Here is an 814-nt window from a genome sequence, read left to right on the forward strand (position 1 = left end):
CCGTCCCGCTGGCGCGATCAGTGGCCTAGGCGTCTCACCCTAACTTGAAACCACCATATCGCCAAAGTCGCCAAAGAGAGAAGGGATCCTCACTAGGAAAACACAGCCTCCAGCGCCTGCAAGGTCTTTTTCACCTTGGCCTGGGCTGCCTCCACCTCGGGTTGGTCATAGGCTTTGGCGGCAAAGTCTAGTTGTTCTAAGCTGCGGCCCATCTCCTTAGCCAGGCGCAGCACTTCCCGCTTTTGTTTATCTGGCAGGGTAGCCGCCAGGCCAGTCAAGGTCTTACGAGTGAGTCCCATCGGCCCGTGGATGTAGGAGCGGATCTCCAACCAGTCCTCCGCCTCCACCAGGCTTTGCAGCCGCTCTACCTGTTGCTCCAGTTGTTGCAGCTCTCGGGGCAGGCCAGCAGCCGCTTGCACAGAAAGGGATCCCAGCCACAGCCCCAATGTCAGGATGGCAACCAGCAACACACTCCGCCAGCGACAGATCATCACATACCTCCCACATGCCTGCAACAGGCTTGACTTCTTGGCCATGATTGCCATCAGCTTTTTGGCAATCATTTGGTAATCAAATGAATAGTTTACCCGCTGGCTGCACCTCAGCCCCTTGGCTGCCTCTCGAAGAGCACAGCAAATCGGTTAGGCTAGGGATGTAAAAGAATGTAAATGGCACTCTCATGCAACGCATCATCCTCATGACCGGCAAGGGTGGAGTCGGCAAAACCTCGATGGCGGCGGCGACCGGCTGGCGTTGTGCCGAGATTGGCCTGAAAACTTTGGTGCTGAGCACAGATCCGGCCCACTCTTTGGCC

2 protein-coding genes are annotated in these 814 nt (G+C 56.9%); one reads left to right on the forward strand and one right to left on the reverse strand.

Translation table 11 applies throughout. The annotated features are described in order from the left end of the window. Nucleotides 1–92 precede the first annotated feature (92 nt). Nucleotides 93–491, reverse strand: a complete 399-nt coding sequence (psbQ, locus tag NW819_RS13775) for a photosystem II protein PsbQ (protein WP_011432766.1) — start codon at nucleotides 489–491, stop codon at nucleotides 93–95. Nucleotides 492–679: 188 nt separating this feature from the next. Here psbQ and NW819_RS13780 point away from each other — a divergent pair. Further along, the coding region (locus NW819_RS13780; protein ID WP_414414097.1) for an ArsA family ATPase at nucleotides 680–814 on the forward strand (135 nt) is incomplete at its 3' end.

The organism is Synechococcus sp. R8-2 (assembly GCF_047461715.1).
GTDB lineage: Bacteria > Cyanobacteriota > Cyanobacteriia > Thermostichales > Thermostichaceae > Thermostichus.